16 protein-coding genes, 1 tRNA gene and 1 pseudogene are annotated in these 17765 nt (G+C 39.2%); 14 read left to right on the top strand and 4 right to left on the bottom strand.

Annotated features, from left to right (window positions below; genetic code table 11):
• Position 1 precedes the first annotated feature (1 nt).
• A complete protein-coding gene (gene epmB, locus HLH16_RS14760) occupies positions 2-1018 on the bottom strand; it encodes an EF-P beta-lysylation protein EpmB (RefSeq protein WP_171529882.1) in 1017 nt (338 codons plus the stop codon).
• 70 nt (positions 1019-1088) lie between these two features.
• Here epmB and efp point away from each other — a divergent pair, with 70 nt between their 5' ends.
• From efp to HLH16_RS14725, 7 genes are all read left to right on the top strand, one after another.
• The gene (gene efp / locus HLH16_RS14755; RefSeq protein WP_171529881.1) at positions 1089-1658 is read left to right on the top strand and encodes an elongation factor P; all 570 of its coding nucleotides are present in this window, start codon (positions 1089-1091) and stop codon (positions 1656-1658) included.
• A 173-nt stretch (positions 1659-1831) separates the two neighbouring features.
• On the top strand, positions 1832-3925 hold the full coding sequence (locus HLH16_RS14750; protein WP_214646722.1) for a carbon starvation CstA family protein: 2094 nt from the start codon (positions 1832-1834) through the stop codon (positions 3923-3925).
• Positions 3922-4224: a YbdD/YjiX family protein gene (locus HLH16_RS14745; protein ID WP_171529880.1), complete on the top strand. Its 303-nt coding sequence runs from the start codon at positions 3922-3924 to the stop codon at positions 4222-4224. Before HLH16_RS14750 ends, HLH16_RS14745 begins: the two co-directional genes overlap by 4 nt.
• 154 nt (positions 4225-4378) lie before the next feature.
• A complete protein-coding gene (locus HLH16_RS14740; protein WP_214646723.1) occupies positions 4379-5284 on the top strand; it encodes an AAA family ATPase in 906 nt (301 codons plus the stop codon).
• Between the two features lie 12 nt (positions 5285-5296).
• Complete coding sequence (locus HLH16_RS14735; protein ID WP_171529879.1) at positions 5297-6202, top strand: DUF58 domain-containing protein; 906 nt, start codon at positions 5297-5299, stop codon at positions 6200-6202.
• Positions 6203-6205: 3 nt separating this feature from the next.
• Complete coding sequence (locus tag HLH16_RS14730) at positions 6206-8218, top strand: transglutaminase TgpA family protein (RefSeq protein WP_171529878.1); 2013 nt, start codon at positions 6206-6208, stop codon at positions 8216-8218.
• A gap of 31 nt (positions 8219-8249) precedes the next feature.
• Positions 8250-8326 (top strand) — tRNA-Val (locus tag HLH16_RS14725).
• 258 nt (positions 8327-8584) lie between these two features.
• Here HLH16_RS14725 and HLH16_RS14720 read toward each other — a convergent pair.
• Positions 8585-9043, bottom strand: a complete 459-nt coding sequence (locus HLH16_RS14720) for a DUF2147 domain-containing protein (protein ID WP_171529877.1) — start codon at positions 9041-9043, stop codon at positions 8585-8587.
• Positions 9044-9242: 199 nt separating this feature from the next.
• Here HLH16_RS14720 and HLH16_RS14715 point away from each other — a divergent pair, with 199 nt between their 5' ends.
• From HLH16_RS14715 to HLH16_RS14705, 3 genes are all read left to right on the top strand, one after another.
• Entirely contained in the window at positions 9243-9896 is a 654-nt protein-coding gene (locus HLH16_RS14715; protein WP_171529876.1) for an IS1595 family transposase, read from the top strand.
• 100 nt (positions 9897-9996) lie between these two features.
• A complete protein-coding gene (locus tag HLH16_RS14710; RefSeq protein ID WP_131316595.1) occupies positions 9997-10866 on the top strand; it encodes an IS982 family transposase in 870 nt (289 codons plus the stop codon).
• Between the two features lie 602 nt (positions 10867-11468).
• Positions 11469-11630, top strand: coding sequence for a hypothetical protein (locus tag HLH16_RS14705; RefSeq protein ID WP_165541281.1), 162 nt, complete (start codon positions 11469-11471; stop codon positions 11628-11630).
• Between the two features lie 182 nt (positions 11631-11812).
• On the opposite strand, the gene HLH16_RS14700 is transcribed toward HLH16_RS14705, so the two are convergent.
• Together HLH16_RS14700 and HLH16_RS14695 are read right to left on the bottom strand one after the other, a co-directional pair.
• Entirely contained in the window at positions 11813-12283 is a 471-nt protein-coding gene (locus tag HLH16_RS14700; RefSeq protein ID WP_171529875.1) for a hypothetical protein, read from the bottom strand.
• Between the two features lie 96 nt (positions 12284-12379).
• Complete coding sequence (locus tag HLH16_RS14695; protein WP_250850290.1) at positions 12380-13555, bottom strand: YncE family protein; 1176 nt, start codon at positions 13553-13555, stop codon at positions 12380-12382.
• Positions 13556-14236: 681 nt separating this feature from the next.
• On the opposite strand from HLH16_RS14695, the gene HLH16_RS14690 reads away from it, so the two are divergent.
• From HLH16_RS14690 to HLH16_RS14675, 4 genes and pseudogenes are all read left to right on the top strand, one after another.
• Positions 14237-15025 (top strand): tellurium resistance protein, encoded by a 789-nt coding sequence (locus HLH16_RS14690; RefSeq protein ID WP_171529873.1) that lies wholly within the window; start codon positions 14237-14239, stop codon positions 15023-15025.
• A gap of 19 nt (positions 15026-15044) precedes the next feature.
• Positions 15045-16178, top strand: coding sequence for a toxic anion resistance protein (locus HLH16_RS14685; protein ID WP_171529872.1), 1134 nt, complete (start codon positions 15045-15047; stop codon positions 16176-16178).
• A gap of 42 nt (positions 16179-16220) precedes the next feature.
• The gene (locus HLH16_RS14680) at positions 16221-17141 is read left to right on the top strand and encodes a hypothetical protein (RefSeq protein WP_171529871.1); all 921 of its coding nucleotides are present in this window, start codon (positions 16221-16223) and stop codon (positions 17139-17141) included.
• A 230-nt stretch (positions 17142-17371) separates the two neighbouring features.
• Positions 17372-17765, top strand: a pseudogene (locus tag HLH16_RS14675) (alkyl hydroperoxide reductase subunit F); the annotation flags it as partial.

Below are 17765 nucleotides of genomic sequence, written 5' to 3'. Positions count from 1 at the left end.
CTCAAAAAGTTGAAACCCCAAAAAGCGGTGTTTTATTTTTTTCGCCCGCTATTTCCCTAACGAGTTTAGGAACCAAATATCCAGGAAGGTTCTCTAAAACATCTTTATATATAAGATTAATCTGCTCAGGCCTCAAGTCAAAATGATGCGCACCTTTTACTTTATCTAACACATGTAAATAGTATGGCATCACGCCTGCATCAAACAAGCGGTAACTTAAATCCACTAAAACCTGCGCAGAATTATTGACCCCATTTAATAAAACTGCCTGATTGAGCACTGTGATTTGTTGTTGAACCAAGAGTGAAAGTTTAGCGCAAGTAAAATCATCAAGCTCAGCCGCGTGATTTGAGTGTACCACTAGAATAATTCGTAGCCTACTGTTTTTTAATAGAGAAACCAGCTCTTCATCGACACGGTTGGGGATTACGATAGGAACCCGTGAATGAATTCTCAAAAATTTAATTTGCGGTAGCGATTCCAAGCGATCAATCCAAAGCTTTAACTTTCGATTGGATAGCGTAAGCGGGTCTCCACCACTAAAAATCACCTCGTTAATATCGGGTTGGCTTTCGATATAGCTTTTAATATTGAGCCAGTCTTCATTTTTGGGCAGATTTTCCTGATAAGGAAAATGACGACGAAAACAGTAACGACAATGCACCGCACAAGCACCGGTTAAGGTGAGTAAAAAGCGTGATTTGTATTTATGGAGTACACCGGGTTGTTGATTGGCTTGTTCTTCACCCAAAGGGTCGGTCACAAAACCAGGGTGATCTTCAAGTTCTAAATGATGCGGTAAAACTTGTAATAGCAGGGGATCCAGAGGATCAGCAACGTTCATTTTTCCGACGAATGCACGCGGAACACGCAATTTAAACTGTTCAGAAGCAAGGATTGCCCCTGATAATAATTGATCAGGCGAGAGCTTAAGCGTCTCTAGAAGCTCTAATGGATCGGTAATCAGGTCACTGAGTTGAGATTTCCAGTTTTGCTCTTGATATAAATAGTTTATCATGCCACATGTAAAAAATAATGCTAGTCTAGCATTAATAGATTTAAGTTAGTAAGTTTGGAGTGAGCCTTTCATGGCCAATTATTCTACAAATGACTTTAAGCAAGGCCTAAAGGTTATGCTTGATGGTAACCCATGTTCAATCATGGAAAATGAATATGTGAAACCTGGTAAAGGTCAAGCATTCAACCGCGTAAAATTGCGTAATCTTAAAACTGGTAAAGTTTTAGAAAAAACATTCAAATCCAATGAAACACTGGAAGGTGCTGACATTGTTGAAGTTGAAATGGATTACCTTTATAACGATGGCGAACTTTGGAACTTTATGGATCCAGTAACCTTCGAACAAATCACAGCTGACAAAACTGCGATGGGCGATGCTGCCAAATGGTTGAAAGACGATTCAAACGAAAAATGTACAATTATGCTTTTCAATGGTGTTCCATTGTCAGTAAGTGCACCAAACTTCGTTGTGTTGAAAATCGTTGAAACTGATCCAGGCGTACGTGGTGATACTTCGGGTGGTGGCGGCAAGCCTGCAAAACTCGAAACTGGTGCTGTAGTACGTGTACCATTATTCGTACAGCAAGATGAGAGCGTTCGTGTAGATACCCGTACTGGTGACTATTTAGAACGTGCATAATGGTTTAAAAATAGACTATTATCGAAAGGGATGATTTAAATCATCCCTTTTTTTATGCCAAAGTCTTAGATGAAAAGTAAGTCATGAGGAGTAGAGTCGCAAAGGAAGAAACAGCTGTATACCGAACAATAAAAAATGATCGCTGATTTATGCATTAGATATGAGGGATTTACATGGAAACGATTCAACCGAAGTTAACCATAACTTCAAAAATAGTGTGGCTTTTGGTCGCGATTTTAGGTGCAGTGTCATTCGGGATACTTGCAATCAGCAGAGGTGAGCATGTTAATGCAGTCTGGCTCGTCCTGGCAGCCATCTGTGTATATAGCATCGCTTATCGCTTCTACAGTTTATTTATTGCCAATAAAGTTTTTGAACTCAATGCCAGACGCTTAACACCAGCGCATCGCCTAGCCGATGGTCTAGATTATGTTCCAACCAATAAGTATGTCTTGTTTGGTCACCATTTTGCTGCCATTGCAGGTGCTGGACCATTAGTCGGTCCTATTCTTGCAGCGCAGATGGGTTATTTACCTGGCACCATCTGGTTGTTGGTGGGTGTGGTTCTCGCGGGTGCTGTTCAGGACTTCTTGGTGCTGTTTATTTCTACCCGTCGTGATGGTCGTTCACTCGGTGAAATGGCAAAGCAGGAGCTTGGCTCCTTTGCCGGTATAGTTGTGATGCTGGGTGCATTAGGCGTCATGATCATTATCCTTGCAGTGCTTGCATTGGTAGTCGTGAAAGCCTTGACCAACAGTCCATGGGGCGTGTTCAGTATTGCTGCAACCATTCCAATTGCATTGTTCATGGGCGTATATATGCGTTATCTCCGTCCAGGGAAAATTGCCGAGGTTTCAATCATTGGTTTTGTACTGATGATGCTGGCGATTGTTTATGGTGGAAATGTTGCAGCTGATCCTTATTGGGGACCGATCTTTACACTGTCTGGTACGCAACTGACTTGGTGTTTAATCACTTACGGTTTTGTTGCTTCAGTCTTGCCGGTTTGGTTGCTGCTTGCGCCACGTGACTACCTTTCTACCTTTTTGAAAATTGGCGTGATTGCTGGTCTTGCAGTCGGAATTATGGTGGCATTACCTGAAATGAAAATGCCTGCTGTAACGCATTTCATTGATGGTACAGGTCCTGTATTTGCAGGTTCTATGTTCCCATTCTTGTTCATTACCATTGCCTGCGGTGCCATTTCAGGCTTTCATGCCTTGGTTTCTTCGGGAACCACACCAAAACTAATTGAAAATGAAGTTGATATTCGTGTAATTGGTTACGGTGGTATGTTGATGGAATCTTTCGTTGCTGTCATGGCAATGATTTGTGCCACCATTCTTGAGCCAGGAGTCTATTTCGCAATTAATGCACCCGCTGCCGTATTGGGCACCACGGTTGAAAGTGCTGCTGAAGCGGTGCGTACTTTAGGCTTTGTGGTAACTCCTGAAGCATTGACTTTACTTGCTCAGGAAGTCGGTGAAAGCTCGATTCTTTCGCGTACTGGTGGTGCACCAACATTTGCGATTGGCATGGCGCACATTATTACGGAAATTTTTAATAACCGTTCCATGATGGCGTTCTGGTATCACTTCGCGATTCTGTTTGAAGCTTTATTCATTTTAACTGCGGTAGATGCGGGTACACGTGCTTGTCGCTTCATGGTTCAGGATACTGTCGGTATCGTGATTCCTGCGTTGAAACAATCGCACAATTTCTTTGGTAATCTGGTGGGAACCGCCGTGGCTGTTGCAGGTTGGGGTTTCTTTGTTTATCAAGGTGTGATTGACCCACTTGGCGGTATCAATAGCTTATGGCCTTTATTTGGTATTGGTAACCAAATGCTTGCTGCAATGGCACTGATTTTGGGTACTGTCATCTTGTTCAAAATGAAGAAAGAGAAATATGTTTGGATCACTATTTTTCCAACCATTTTCTTATTTATTACCTGTATGACGGCAGGTTGGCAAAAAATCTTCCATGAAAATCCAAAAATTGGTTTCCTGGCACAAGCCAACCGATTCTCTGATGCAATTGCGCGTAATGAAATTTTAAAACCAGCCAAAGACATCGCTGAAATGCAAACCATTGTATTCTCGAATCAGATTAATGCAGTACTGTGCGGTTTCTTTATGATTGTGGCGATTGTGATGGTTTTTGCTGCCATTGGTGTGATTCGTCGTGCATTGGCAGATCCTAATCCAAGCGTGCATGAGTCAGAAGCCATTTATAGTGACGAAGTTCCGGCGGGAGAGGTGAAATGAGTCTAAAAGATCAAATTCGCCAAAAACTGGCGTTGGGTAAGATCATTAAATTTACTGTGCTGGCTCAGCCGAAAAAGTTTTTCATGTTGAATGGCATTAAAACCATTCAGATCATTTGGCAACGTCTACAGCAAAGCTTTCGCCTGATGGTCGGTGTGGCGGATTATCAGACCTATTTGGAGCATATGCAAAAGAATCATCCGGACTTGGTCGCAATGGATGCCAAAACATTTTACCGTCACTGTGTGGATGTACGTTATCCAAGCGCTGGCGGTGGAATGAAAAAATGCCCTTGTTAATCTAAGCAGGTATTTGTCAGAAATCTTTTGATTTGTTTGGAAAAATAAAAAAACGGTGTATGTTAATCATGCACCGTTTTTTATTGGGAAATAAGCTGTGATTTGGGGTACAAATAAGGTTCAAAAACAAGAACTCACACATGAGCAACAACAACTGAATGATCGGATTGAATCGTATGCTGCCAAAATTCAAGCATTCTTGAATCAAATCAATAGCATCATTTTAGATAAAGAAAATCAGACCAAACTGGCTTTAAGTAGTTTATTAGCCGGTGGCCATGTGTTGTTTGAAGATTTGCCAGGACTCGGTAAAACCACCCTATCTAGTGCCTTGTCCCATATTGCAGGGCTGAAGTTTCAGCGTATTCAGTTTACCAATGACATGCTCGCCAGTGATGTGATTGGCGTGAATATGTTTAACCAAAAAGAACATCAGTTTGAGTTCAAGCAAGGTCCAATTTTCACCCAAATCTTGCTGGCAGATGAAATTAACCGCTGTAGTCCCAAAACCCAGAGTGCGTTGCTAGAAGCGATGGAAGAAGGCTTGGTGACGGTAGATGGTGTTCGTTATGAGTTACCGCAACCTTTTTGGGTCATCGCAACGCAGAACCCGCTATTTCAAAGTGGCACTTATAGTTTGCCGGAATCACAACTTGACCGGTTTCTGATGCGTTTGTCACTTGGCTATCCTTCACGATCAGCAGAAAAACTGTTATTACAACAAAACTCCCGTTATGTCTTAATTGCAACGCTAGAGCATGTTTTTAACGAGCAAGAAATTTTAGATATGCAACAACTGGTCACGCAAGTTCATATTGTCGATGTCGTGTTGGATTATCTGCTGGATTTGGCGAATGAGACCCGTAAAAGTCGGCATGGTTTATCCACTCGCGGTCTATTGGCTTTGAAAAAAGCTTCACAAGCGCATGCCTTTATTGAGCAGCGCAGCTATGTAACCTCGGATGATGTTCAGGCCGTTTTTGTTGCCGTGGTTTCTCATCGGATTGGATTGAGTGAAGCAGAAACCTTGCAGTTGATGCAGCAAGTGAAGATTAGCTAAAGGAAGATCAAATTGAGCAAGCCTTGGCAAAAATGGTTAGCGAAACGCTTTCAATTTGAAAAAATAAAACAGCTCTCGCAAAAAGACATTCTGATTTTTATCTATCAACAGGGCTATCTGTATGTGGTATTGATCTTGATTACTTTTATTGCCGGGATCAATTATGCCAATAACTTGATTTTGGGTTTTTGCTTTCTGATCAGTGCGATTTTATGTATCAGTTTTTATTTAACCTTTAAACAATTACATGAGCTAAGTATTGAAATCTCAGTGAACGAGATCGGGCAAGTGGGGGATCATCTTGATTTGCAAATCCATTTTCAGCAGCCACAAAAGCAGTTGCGTTATTTATGGATTAAAACCGATCAGCATTTAGAAAAAGTCTCCATCGCTGAACTCAAGCAAAAAATTACCCTGTCTTTTTTTACCGATACACGCGGCAAGTTTCATTATCCAACTGTGCAGATTTATGCGGTATATCCGTTTGGATTGGTTCGGGCGTGGACCTATTTTTATTTAAAAGAATATTCATGGGTTGCACCCAAAGCTGCATTTTATAATGCAGAAAATAAACAGCATCAGCACAGTTTTGAACCCGATATGGATGAGTTTCGTGAACTGCGTAATTTCAAGTTGGGGGATAGCTTGCAAGCCGTATCCTGGAAGCAGGCTGCACGCGGGCAAGGTTTATATATCAAGGTCTTTGAGCAGCATAATGATCAACCGAGTGTGGCAATCCATTATGCAAATATGCCAAGTACCGAGCATGAAGAAAAACTGAGTTTAATGATGGGGTTGATTGAACAATGTGAGCAACTGCAATGTAGCTATGCTGTAGTTTTACCGCAGGCTGAATTAACCCTAGGCGTGGGAGCAAAGCAGTTGCTTCAGGCGAAAAAACTTTTGGCGCAGGCTTAAATTATGATTCATGCTGATGTTAGAACCTCGATTTTAATCACCTTGTTATTATTATTGATTGCGCAAGTATTTTTTAATCCTGTTCTGTTAAGTGCAATTTTCGCCCTGATTCTTTTGTGTTTGTTTTTTAGCTTTAAAGATGAGGCAAAAGCAGTATCCAAAATTTGGACATTTGCACTGACAATTTTGGCATTAGTGACGATTTATTTTAAATATCAGAGTTTTATTGGGGTAGAAGCAGGGGTTGCTATTTTATCCACTTTTTTATTTGCCAAAGCTATGGAAACCAGGAATAAACGAGATGTGATTATCTTATTTAATTTTGCTTTGTTTGTTGGGGCAAGTTCATTTTTATATAGCCAATCCATCTGGATGGCGATTGTCATTGTATTATGTTTATTTTGTTGCCTGATCGGATTGTATCGTTTACAAACCAGTGAATTTAAACAGGCACAAAATCAATCATCTGCATTAAAAACAGATGCCAAGCATGTCGGTAAATTTCTGATTTTGGCTTTGCCTTTTTTTATCTTGCTGTTTATCTTTTTCCCGCGTTTACCGCCACTTTGGCATATTCCAATTCCAGAACAAAAAAGTGTCACGGGGATGAGTGACAGCATGTCCCCCGGTGATATTGCTGAATTATCACAATCAAGTAGTTTGGCTTTTCGCATTATTGGCAATATGAATAAGCTGCCCTCCCGTAATGAGCTGTATTGGCGGGCAATGGTCTTGGACCAATATGATGGCAGAACTTGGACCAGTAGTTTGGTGAATCAACAGTCCGTCTTTAACAATACGATTTTGAGAAAAACAAAGCAGGGTTTTGATTATCAATACTTAGCTGCAGATTCGCGCGTCATGTGGATAATGGGACTGGAAAAATCCATTCCAAAAGACCCTCAATACCAATTAAAACAGGATTGGGGCATTAGCCCGATCCGTTCCATAACACGAAATCAACCTATTACTTTGCATTGGTTAGGCGATACGCAGCTTCAAGGACAGGGAGCATCCAAACCTGAATTTCTGGAAAAAATAAATACCCAAATTCCAGAGCAACTCGATGAACAATCACGTCAATTTGCTTTAGACATGTTTAAGCAAAGCGGGCAACGACCTGATCGATACGTGCATAATATTTTGCAGTGGTATAAAAGGAATAATTTTGCATATACCTTAACGCCGGGTTTATTAGGTGGAAATCGTATCGATGAATTCTTGTTTCAGTCTCGGCAGGGTTTTTGTGAGCATTATGCTTCGAGTTTTGCCATGTTGATGCGTTATGTGGGGATACCCGCACGTGTGGTCATTGGTTATCAAGGAGGGCAACTTGCATTGGATCGAGCAAGTTGGGAAGTTCGTCAACTGGATGCCCATGCGTGGACAGAAGTGCAACTGAATGGAAAATGGCGACGGATTGATCCAACCGCAATTATTGCTCCCCAGCGTATAGATGGAGGAATGCAGAATTATATTGAAAATGACCGAAGTATCTTGGGAAATAAAGAGCAGAAGTGGAAATATCGTCAATTTTCAATGATGAAAAATATGCGAATCTGGAGTGACTATGCGAGTTATCAGTGGCAAAGCAAAGTCGTGGGATATGATGCTGAAAAGCAGCAAAGCTGGTTGTCGAAATTAGGTCTGAAAACAGCTTATGCGAGTACCCTGACATTGCTCTCAAGCATTTTGTTGGTGGTAATTTTTTATTTTGCTTGGATTTACTATCGTGATAGACAGCAGGGTTCTGCATATGAGCGTGTGATTCAACGGTTTTCTAAACAACTAGAAGAGCCATTACGCAAGCAGCCTGCTGAAACTTTTTTTACCTGGATGCATCGTTTAGCTGATGTGATAGAAGAAGATGAACACAGGATCTTTATCCAAACAGCAGAACATTATCAGCAGCAACGATTTTCTATGGCGCAAAATGATCAAAAATTAAAGCAATTTAAAGGGATGCTTAAAAATTGTGCATCTGCTTTAAAAAATAAAAGAAAGCACTTGTCTTAAAAAATAAAAATGAATATGATTCAGAGCACTTAGGTGTATAGCTCAGTTGGTTAGAGCGCTACGTTGACATCGTAGAGGTCTCCAGTTCGAGTCTGGATATACCTACCAAAATTCCAAACGTTATGTTATAAGGGTTTTAAGCGAAAACAGTAGCTTAGAACCCTTTTTTATTGTCTTGAATAATGTACGCTGTTATCTGCACTATCTTTATAATCGCTACTTTTTGCCGATATTGCAGTTAAATTTACGTCAAGATTACGTCAAGATTTTTGGAATTTACGTCATGAAATTACCCAAGCCTCGTAAGCGTGGTGAAGCTTTTTATATTGAGATCATGATCAATGTAAGCGCTCATCTGCAACTTTTTTAAAACTTTTTCCAAGTCATAGCACTGGTGGTATTGCCATTTTTTACCTTACCAAAAACTTTCATCTGATCTCGAGAATCATTTAAACGAGCTTCAATATCATAAGTGCGGCCATCTTGCGTGTTAAGCCATACCCCCTTATTAAATTGAGTATTACTGCCATTTACTACCATGCCCTTCAGTACTTCCATACCAAAAATTGGTTGATCCTTTAATACACCTGGGCATTTACCACATACATCTGGATTCTCCACACCAGGTGCTTGTCGGCTTTTAGTAACAACAGCACTATATTGCTGTGTTTTAGAGTTCTTACGAATCACAATTTCAGAAATGTAATAACCTGTACGATCATCAATAACTCTCCATGTTCCGATCAATGGGTCGAATGGCATGGCAGCCACAGGATTGATAAGTCCAAGAAATAATGTAATAACACCCAAAAATTTAATATTCATAAGCAAGAAATTTATAACCCAACAAAAAAAATAAAGGCACAACCGTGCAAAACGTTGCGAATTATAGTAATTATTATTTAATAATCAAAGTAATGTCATAAAATTTAAACAGAAAATTGATAGCTATTTTATGAAATCAACGAAAATGTAGAGCTTTTCTTGGGGCTGTAGTAGATTAGCTTTATGATAATCTACGTTTATGAAGATAACTCGATGTAAATTAAATAAAAAAACTCAAAGAAAACTACTAGAGTTTTTTGTCGCTGAAGTTACAGCTCGAACTGCTGCCGATTTGCTTGGTATACAATCCAATTCTGCAGCACTATTCTACAAGAAGATTCGCGAAGTCATTATGTATCATCTTGACCAAGATGCCTTAGAGGTTTTTCAAGAGCATATTGAATTAGATGAGAGTTATTTTGGTGGGGTCCGCAAAGGAAAGCGTGGAAGAGGTGCAGCTGGCAAAGTGATTGTCTTTGGACTGCTTAAACGTAATGGTAAAGTTTATACGATTATCGTTCCTGATACCAAATCAAGCACACTAATGCCTGTAATATCTAAGAAAATAAATCCAGATAGCATAGTTTATACAGATCATTGGCATAGCTATAATGCTTTGGATATCGCTGGCTTTAGCCATCATCGCATCAATCATTCAAGCCATTTTGCTGATGGTCAAAATCATATCAATGGCATCGAAAACTTCTGGAATCAGGCTAAAAGAGTGCTTAGAAAATACAATGGTATTGACCGAAATGCCTTTCCATCGTTTATTAAAGAATGTGAATTTAGGTTTAACTATGGCAGTCCAAAACAACAGCTTAAAATACTATTAAATTGGACAGAAATTTAATCTTATTTAACCCGAATCGCGGATAAGAAATTGACTTGAAAAATAAGAAGACTAGAGCCATCAGTTGAGTTACCACCCCAAACTCACAACTCTAGTCCTCATGTTCAATAGTACCGAATTATTCTGCATCATTGATGATTTCTTTCTTAAATTTGAAGCAACTTATTGGAAATTTCTCAAACAATGCCATCATTCTGTAAGAATCAGACCTGCTCATCTGTCGATCTCAGAAATCTGCTTTATTGCTATTTGGTACAAATGTTCTCATTTCAATAATTTCAAAGCCTTTTTCACATGGCTGAAGGAAGATAAAAGCCATTTATTTAGTCACTTACCTTGTTATCAACGTATGACTCACCTCATTAATATGCATCAATTGGCACTACATGCTTTACATGTGGCTTTGATGAAAGGTCAACATCGCTCATATTTATGGATTGATTCAACCACTTTACCCGTCTGTAAAAATCAGCGTATTCAACGCCATAAATCTTTAGCCTCAATAGCATCTCGTGGTAAAAGCTCGATGGGCTGGTTTTATGGCTGTAAATTACATATCGCGATGAATCAATTTGGTGAAATCGCTTGTTCTGCTTTATCCAATGGACATATTGCTGACATAAAAATGGTTGAGCAATTGGTTGAGGGCTTAGAAGCAAAGCTCTATGCAGATCGTGGCTATATCAGCCAGGAATTAAAAACCAGATTAAAAGAACAAGGGATTGATCTGATTACTTATCATCGGAAAAATATGCAGGCTATTCAACTATCTGCATCAAATGGATATCACTTAAAACAGCGTAATAAGATAGAAACGTTATTCAGTTTACTGAAAGGACAATACAATTTAGTGACGAGTAGAGCACGTAGTATGCATGGATTTCTTAGTGGTATTTATGCATCGTTATGCGCATATCAATTATGTCATCAGAATAAGCCAACAATTCAAATTATGGAATCGTTGGCTTAAACAGGATTCGGGTTATTTACTACAGCCCCGCGTTAAAAAATGCCAATACACCTACTGCACAGACAACATATTCATCGCAATCGGATGCTCGGTATTAAACAACAACGTGACGATCTAACTCATCAATCCACCCATTGAAAATTGCCCTTGCTTCATATTAAGAAATGAGTTGGCTTTTATCTGATCATCAAATTGCTTTGCTACTCAATCATCGTTAGCCCAATACCAAAATTTACCAAGGGTTTGTTAAGTAGATCACAGTAAGCTAAAAATTTTCCTTCCATTTTTATACAGTATTTCGCCATTGGTTCTTAGCTTAGACAAATATTCAATTTGCACACAAATTCAACAGTAAGCCAGATATAAGTGAAAGTGTTTTTTATTATGAATGATGGTCTTAATGTTAAAGGGAGATGATTTTAGGTAATGATTGTGAATGTCACTGTGATAGTGCACTTGTGAATCAATAATATGCAGTTATCGTGTTTACAAAGAAGAGAATTGACACAGACTTAGGGTTGGATAAGAGCAAAGAAAGAGTAAATTGTTAGTGTCGTGATGAAGACGATATAAAAACACAATCTAAAAGGAGGAAGTTAAACATGGCTAATCAACCACAAAATCCACAACCTGATCAACCAACCTTACATATTGAATATCCTCAACAGCCTGATGAAAAAAAAGTACCTAATCCACCTAATCCCCAACCTGATCAACCTAACCAGCATCTTCGGCAATCAAATCCCCAGAAGCAACCCAATTAGAAACTTGAAAATACACAAAGACTATATGAATGGGGCTTTGCTTATCTACTTTTGAATATTGACCGGTATTCCAAATGTGGGTTCAAGTAAAATCGGTTAGGAAAAAATTTAGGGTTAAAAATATTGATCTATTGTTTAAAGGTTAATGTGCCAATTTATTTGGAATTTAACTATATCAACTTTTATGAAGTCGTATGCTTAAGTTGCTCTAATTGTAGAATATGTTGATTAATCTGCTGATCCATAGCCGGTAAAATTTGTCTTAAAAATTGGCAATAGGAAAGAGCGTTATTCGCTGAAAGCCCACCTGCTTTTACAAGCTGTTTTTGCTTTTCTAATAAATCACTTACCTGGCGAAAATCAGGTTGCTGTCCTACACTCAATGACTGACTGATTTGTTCGAAATCCTGATAAAGTCGGTCACGCTGCTGGATCAATCCTCTCTGATTTGAGGGTTGTAGGGGTATTGCCTGCTTTGGTTTTAAATGTTCGACATTCTTTTTTAAAGCACTGTTCACTGGAGTTTTATTAACGCTGGACTGAGCTGTTTCTAATGGAGCCGGGGTTGCGGGTCGAAAGAAATAGACAATACCTATGAGTAATAAAGTCACAATTATTCCAACGATGATGCCAAGTCGTAAAGTGTGAGACATGCTACCAAACCTGTTAATTTCATTAAAATTAAAAAACAGACCTCATCTACAATCAGGTCTGTTTAATTCATTAATTATCCACTCATTAACCATTCATTACTTGGTTGACCAGCCAGCCGGTGCATAACCTATACGAACACGCTGTGGATGATTACCGACCGGAACACTCAGAACCTTTTCACCTGTGGCAAAATCAATGACGGTGACCACATCAGTAGCACTCTCTGAAATCACGCAGCTTTTCCCATCAGGACTTTGTGTTGCCCAATATGGCTTGCCTGCAGCGATCAGCTTGCCAGCTTTTAAGGTTGAACGGTCGACAATGGTTGCATAGTCATCCATGGTGCCTGCCACACACAATTTCTCACCATCAGCACTGATGGATAATCCATGATGACGGGAGTCATTGACATATTTTGTCCGGTCAGACGGAATGGTAGAGCTGCCCGGGAGTTGACCAATGCGAGTAATTTTATTCTGGTTCAGGTCATACTCGATCAAGCCGTTAAAAAATGAAACCTGTGCATAAATCTTACTTTCATCATTACTAAACACGATGGGACGCACTGCATTGGATAAATCTTTACGACCGATTGCATCTAAGGCAGGACGGAAATCAATTTTCTTGAGCACTTTAAACGTATTCGCATCAGCAATGGTAATGAATCGTTTACCCTTGGTGAAATCTTGCCATGATGCATCCATGGCGGTTTCCACATTGCCAATCGCGGAGTTTAAAATTTTTGAGCCACCATCAAAGAAGATGTTTTCATGCGGTTTGTCGCCTGTTGCAAAGCGTCCCAATTCCTTACCGGTGTTGATGTCCAGAACATGAACGACGTTACCCGAAGATGCTGAGACAGCTAAGCGCTGACCATCGGGGGAAACGGCCATATGATCGGCACGGAAACCTTCAACAGGAGTACGCCAGTTGATCTTGCCCGTAGCAATATTGATAGATACCACATCTGCAAAACTTGGGCGAGATGCCACCACGGACTTGCCATCTGGGGTTGAGTACATGTCATCGACTAATTGATCGTTACCTTCACCCGCAGTATTACGAATGTAGCTATACGCAATTAATTTGATTGGATTAAGATAAATTTCCTTTAAGCGCTCTGACCGGTCAGGCACCATGTTAATGACACCGATTTTGCCAAAATCCTGTGAGGGGCGGATGACGGTCACGGTGCCATCCCAGTTATTGCCCACAAAAAATACCTGTTGGCTATTTGGTGGAGCAGGCGTTGTTGCTGTAGTTGCATTCATAGCTAGCGAGGTGAAGGCTGTAGATGCAAGCAAAACATTCGACGTCCATTTAAAAAATAATTTTTTGTTTTTCATATGATTATTGTCCAGTTCAGTTCCATGAAAGCAATTTTTTTATTTAAATTTTCATTGCTGTCTAATACTCCCGTATTAGCAGAACACTAGAATAAAGAATTGATCAACAATTAACTATAATTACCCGACAATCACGCCAATAAATCATTCTTATCTTTTGAGTAAAGCAGATAATTTGATTAAGAAATTTCCTGGTTAATTTTCTAAGTAATTAAAATTATTTATTTTATTTATGATTTTTCGTCATTAAAAAGTTGCCGACAAGATTAAAAACTTTTGTTATCAAAAAATGGAATGACAAAACAGAATGTTTCTTTAAATTTATCATTACATGTATTATAGCCTGTAGAGATTCACAAAATTATTCACCTGAGTTATCAAGCAATTGAGATATTAACATCACAAACATTGCATGAAATTATACAAAAGAGCCGACTTATCTCTATAAATTGAGCACTTTGTAAATTGGTAAAATGAATTGTTTTAAAAACTTGTTTAAATCTTTATCCAATTTAATATAAATATGTTCTAGAAATTGCAAAACACTACATGATATTTTGTATGAAAGCCGTACTATAAAAATGATTTTATTGAGTTTCTAATATTATGTCACAGATAGATGTTCTTGTTCCTTTGGCTGAAATTGAGGTGAATCGGGCTGAACTTCTCTCCATTCAGCGTAATGATTTAGTTCCTTTGCTGAATGATCAATATCGTCTGAATCATTATGCTGATCAACTTATTCAGGCACAATCGGTGTTATTAAACGGGGTAGATCCACATCTTACCCAGCAACTCAGTTCGACGATTGAACAGCTGATTCAATCCTTGGCTGATTCAAAAAAATATTTAAAAACACGTAAATTTAATGCCTTGCAAAAGTGGTTAGGGATTGATCTGGAATATGGATCGGGGCAGGTTGTATATTATAAAAATCTGGATCAATTGCTCAATCGGGCCAATCATTTAAGTCAAAAATTGCAAATCGAGATTCAAAAGTCGCAGGCACGTTTTCAGCAGTTGCTTGGACATCGTGAGCAAATGGCGAAGTACATTCGGGCTGCACAAGAGTTTTTAGTGGAATACCCAAATTTCGTGAAGAATCAGCATCCACTAGACAATTTTTCGGACAGATTATCTAAAAAAATTAATACCTTGCAAACTTTACAAGCCAGTAATGATATTGCAATTACACAAATGCAGTTATCTCAACAGCTTTCTTTTACCTTGCTGGACCGTTTTAAAGAGGCACAGCAGGTCTTGATTCCGGCATGGCAATATCATGTTAAACAAAGCAATCAAAGCAATTCGACAATTGAGTTGGAAAAGTTGGATAATAGCCGAGAGAATCTGATCAAAACTTTAAGAAAATCACTACAGAAACCAACACATTAATAATGATACTAGGTGAGACATGACCGATTTTGAGCATAAAGATTTACCGGCTGAAGTAAGCAGCGATGTGGTTCAGCAAAAATTTCAGCAACTGAACTTGCAAGAAATGGGTTTGCAGGATTCGGACTTTAATGAAGTGATGAATGCACGTAAAGAATTGGCTGCAATGAGCCATACGGCAGTGGCTGAATATGGTAAAAATATTGCGACAAAAACGTCGACCTATACCGATGAATTGTTGAATCTTGTGCAAAATAAAGATCTGGATGCTACAGGTCAAAAATTGAATCAGGTGGTTCAAGTTGCACAGCAGTTGAATACCAGCAGCATTTTAAACAAGAAAAAAAGTTCGGGTTTTTTTGGTGGCTTGATCAGTAAAATGAAGGGTGCCAAGCAGAATTTTGATCAGCATTTTAATAGTACCAAAGAACAAATTGATGTTTTAGTTAAAGAAATTGAAACTTCACAATCGGGACTCAAAAGTCGCGTTGATACCTTGGATAAAATGTTCCACGGTGTGCAGGATGAATATAAACAATTGGGTATTTATATTGCTGCCGGGAAGTTGAAAGAACAGGAAATCCAGCAGGAAATCGCAACTTTAACCACCCAAACTCAAGATCAGGCGTCGGTGCAAAAGGTTTATGACCTGAATCATCTGGCCAATAATCTGGAAAAACGGGTCAGCGATTTAAAGGTTTTGCAGCAATCGGCAATGCAAACCTTGCCGATGATTCGGATTATCCAGTCCAATAATTTGATGTTGGTCGATAAGTTTTATGCGATTAAAAACATTACTTTACCTGCCTGGAAAAACCAGATCAGTTTGGCCATTTCCTTAAATGAACAGAAAAATAGTGTGCAACTTGCCAATAGCATTGATGATGCAACCAATGATCTGTTACGCCGTAATGCAGACTTGCTGCATCAAAACTCGGTCGATACCGCCAAAGCCAATCAACGTTCAGTGATTGATATTGAAACGCTTGAACATGTGCAAAACACCCTCATTAAAACTGTTAATGATGTGATTCAAGTGCAAAAAGAAGGTATGCAAAAACGTGCTGAAGCCACCACGCGTTTACGTGCCTTGCAAGAAAATTTGAATCATTTGGTTATAGAATCAAGTACCAGTGGAGTGAATAAATCTTAAGAATAGGCTTAAGTTCATTGGCTGCACTTTAGGAGAAACCGTTTGCCTCCCTTAGATGAATATGCTGTGAATCCGCAACAGATTGAATCTGGTGTTGTGGCGCTGAAAAAGCGCCAACGCAATCTGACCTTATTTTGCATCACCAGCATCACCGTTTTCCTTGCATCAGTGGTGGCATTATTTCTACAACATGATTTTGTCTATAGTTTTTTTGGTGTTACCACCGAATTAAAGCAATTGCATATGCCGATGAGTGTAGATGCAAATCTTGCTGAACTCGGTCAGCACACCGATTATTTTACCAATCTGTTGTCTTGGTTCGGCTGGCTGATTCTTAAGCTGTTTGTTTCTTTTGTCGGGGCATTTTTTGTCATTCATTTTTTAAAGAAAATACGCTTCTTCTATACGCGTTTTCACTCCTTTATTTTAAAATTTGTTGGCTGGTTGGTTGCCTTCATTGTGTTGTGGTCAGGCTTAACCTTTTTGCAATACGATTTAAATGATGATGAAAATAATGCTTATAGCGAAGCGATTCAATACGATAAAAATATTCAGCAAAGTGAATTGGCACAGTATTTACAGCGTACTGAATTAGATGAACCCGTGAAGGCTTATTTACTTGCACAAGCCGCGTTGTTACATAAACCAGTCGATAAAGATGCTGCCATTCCCCAGGTTCTGGCTTTGGTTAAAGCGGAAAAAACAGATCCTCACTTTATTGAATATGGCTTCAAGCCCGAACAATTGTGGACCATGCAGCATCAACTTTATGGAAAAACACTCACCCCGATGGCGCAAAGTGTTTCAAGGCAAGTGGATCAAGCTGAAAAAATGAGCGACTTGGTGAATATCTTTATTATTGCCATGCTCATCTTATCTGCAATTTTAAGCTTAATTTTATTTTTCTTATCGCAGCATTTAAAAGGCCGCGTGTTAAGAGTTGAACAACGCATTACACCTTAAATGATCCAATTCAAAAGCCTCGGAAGGGGCTTTTATTGTTTTTCTTTACTGTTATTTCATTCGATTTTTTCTTAGGTTTTAAACAAGGCAGTACTTATAGAATTTAAGATAAACGCTACTTAATTTAATAATCCGATCTTAATAATAAAAACAAACTGTTTTACCTATTTATTAATTTATCTTACTATAGCCTTATTAAATAAACATTTACTCCCTTGGAGACGTTAGCCATGTTAGATCAAAATACTTCAGCACAACTTAAAACCTTATTGGAACGTCTGGAAAGCCCGATTGAACTGGTGGCATCTTTAGATGCTTCTGACAAATCAGACAAAATCAAGGAGCTGGTGACTGAGGTGGCGGCACTGTCAGATCAGGTAACGGCTCGTTTTGACGGAACCAATAAACGTACTCCAAGCTTCGGGATTGCCAAAGTCGGCGAACAGCCACGCGTGAACTTTGCCGGCTTGCCGATGGGGCATGAATTTACCTCCTTGATTCTGGCATTATTACAGGTGTCGGGTTATGCACCGAAAGTCTCGGATGAAGTGCTGGCACAAATCAAGGGCTTGAATTTAACCTCTGACTTCGACGTATTCGTCTCTTTAAGCTGCCATAACTGTC

The organism is Acinetobacter sp. ANC 5378 (genome assembly GCF_013004315.1).
In the GTDB taxonomy this organism is placed as follows: Bacteria; Pseudomonadota; Gammaproteobacteria; order Pseudomonadales; family Moraxellaceae; genus Acinetobacter.
Note: the sequence above shows the minus strand (reverse complement) of the source record. Positions and strands in the feature narration are given on the sequence as shown.

Excerpts from the sequence above, each read along its gene's own strand:
- epmB (WP_171529882.1), bottom strand. The coding sequence starts at position 1,018 with ATGATAAACTATTTATATCAAGAGCAAAACTGGAAATCTCAACTCAGT.
- efp (WP_171529881.1), top strand. The coding sequence starts at position 1,089 with ATGGCCAATTATTCTACAAATGACTTTAAGCAAGGCCTAAAGGTTATG.
- HLH16_RS14750 (WP_214646722.1), top strand. The coding sequence starts at position 1,832 with ATGGAAACGATTCAACCGAAGTTAACCATAACTTCAAAAATAGTGTGG.
- HLH16_RS14745 (WP_171529880.1), top strand. The coding sequence starts at position 3,922 with ATGAGTCTAAAAGATCAAATTCGCCAAAAACTGGCGTTGGGTAAGATC.
- HLH16_RS14730 (WP_171529878.1), top strand. The coding sequence starts at position 6,206 with ATGATTCATGCTGATGTTAGAACCTCGATTTTAATCACCTTGTTATTA.
- HLH16_RS14720 (WP_171529877.1), bottom strand. The coding sequence starts at position 9,043 with ATGAATATTAAATTTTTGGGTGTTATTACATTATTTCTTGGACTTATC.
- HLH16_RS14715 (WP_171529876.1), top strand. The coding sequence starts at position 9,243 with ATGAAGATAACTCGATGTAAATTAAATAAAAAAACTCAAAGAAAACTA.
- HLH16_RS14710 (WP_131316595.1), top strand. The coding sequence starts at position 9,997 with ATGTTCAATAGTACCGAATTATTCTGCATCATTGATGATTTCTTTCTT.
- HLH16_RS14705 (WP_165541281.1), top strand. The coding sequence starts at position 11,469 with ATGGCTAATCAACCACAAAATCCACAACCTGATCAACCAACCTTACAT.
- HLH16_RS14700 (WP_171529875.1), bottom strand. The coding sequence starts at position 12,283 with ATGTCTCACACTTTACGACTTGGCATCATCGTTGGAATAATTGTGACT.
- HLH16_RS14695 (WP_250850290.1), bottom strand. The coding sequence starts at position 13,555 with ATGAATGCAACTACAGCAACAACGCCTGCTCCACCAAATAGCCAACAG.
- HLH16_RS14690 (WP_171529873.1), top strand. The coding sequence starts at position 14,237 with ATGTCACAGATAGATGTTCTTGTTCCTTTGGCTGAAATTGAGGTGAAT.
- HLH16_RS14685 (WP_171529872.1), top strand. The coding sequence starts at position 15,045 with ATGACCGATTTTGAGCATAAAGATTTACCGGCTGAAGTAAGCAGCGAT.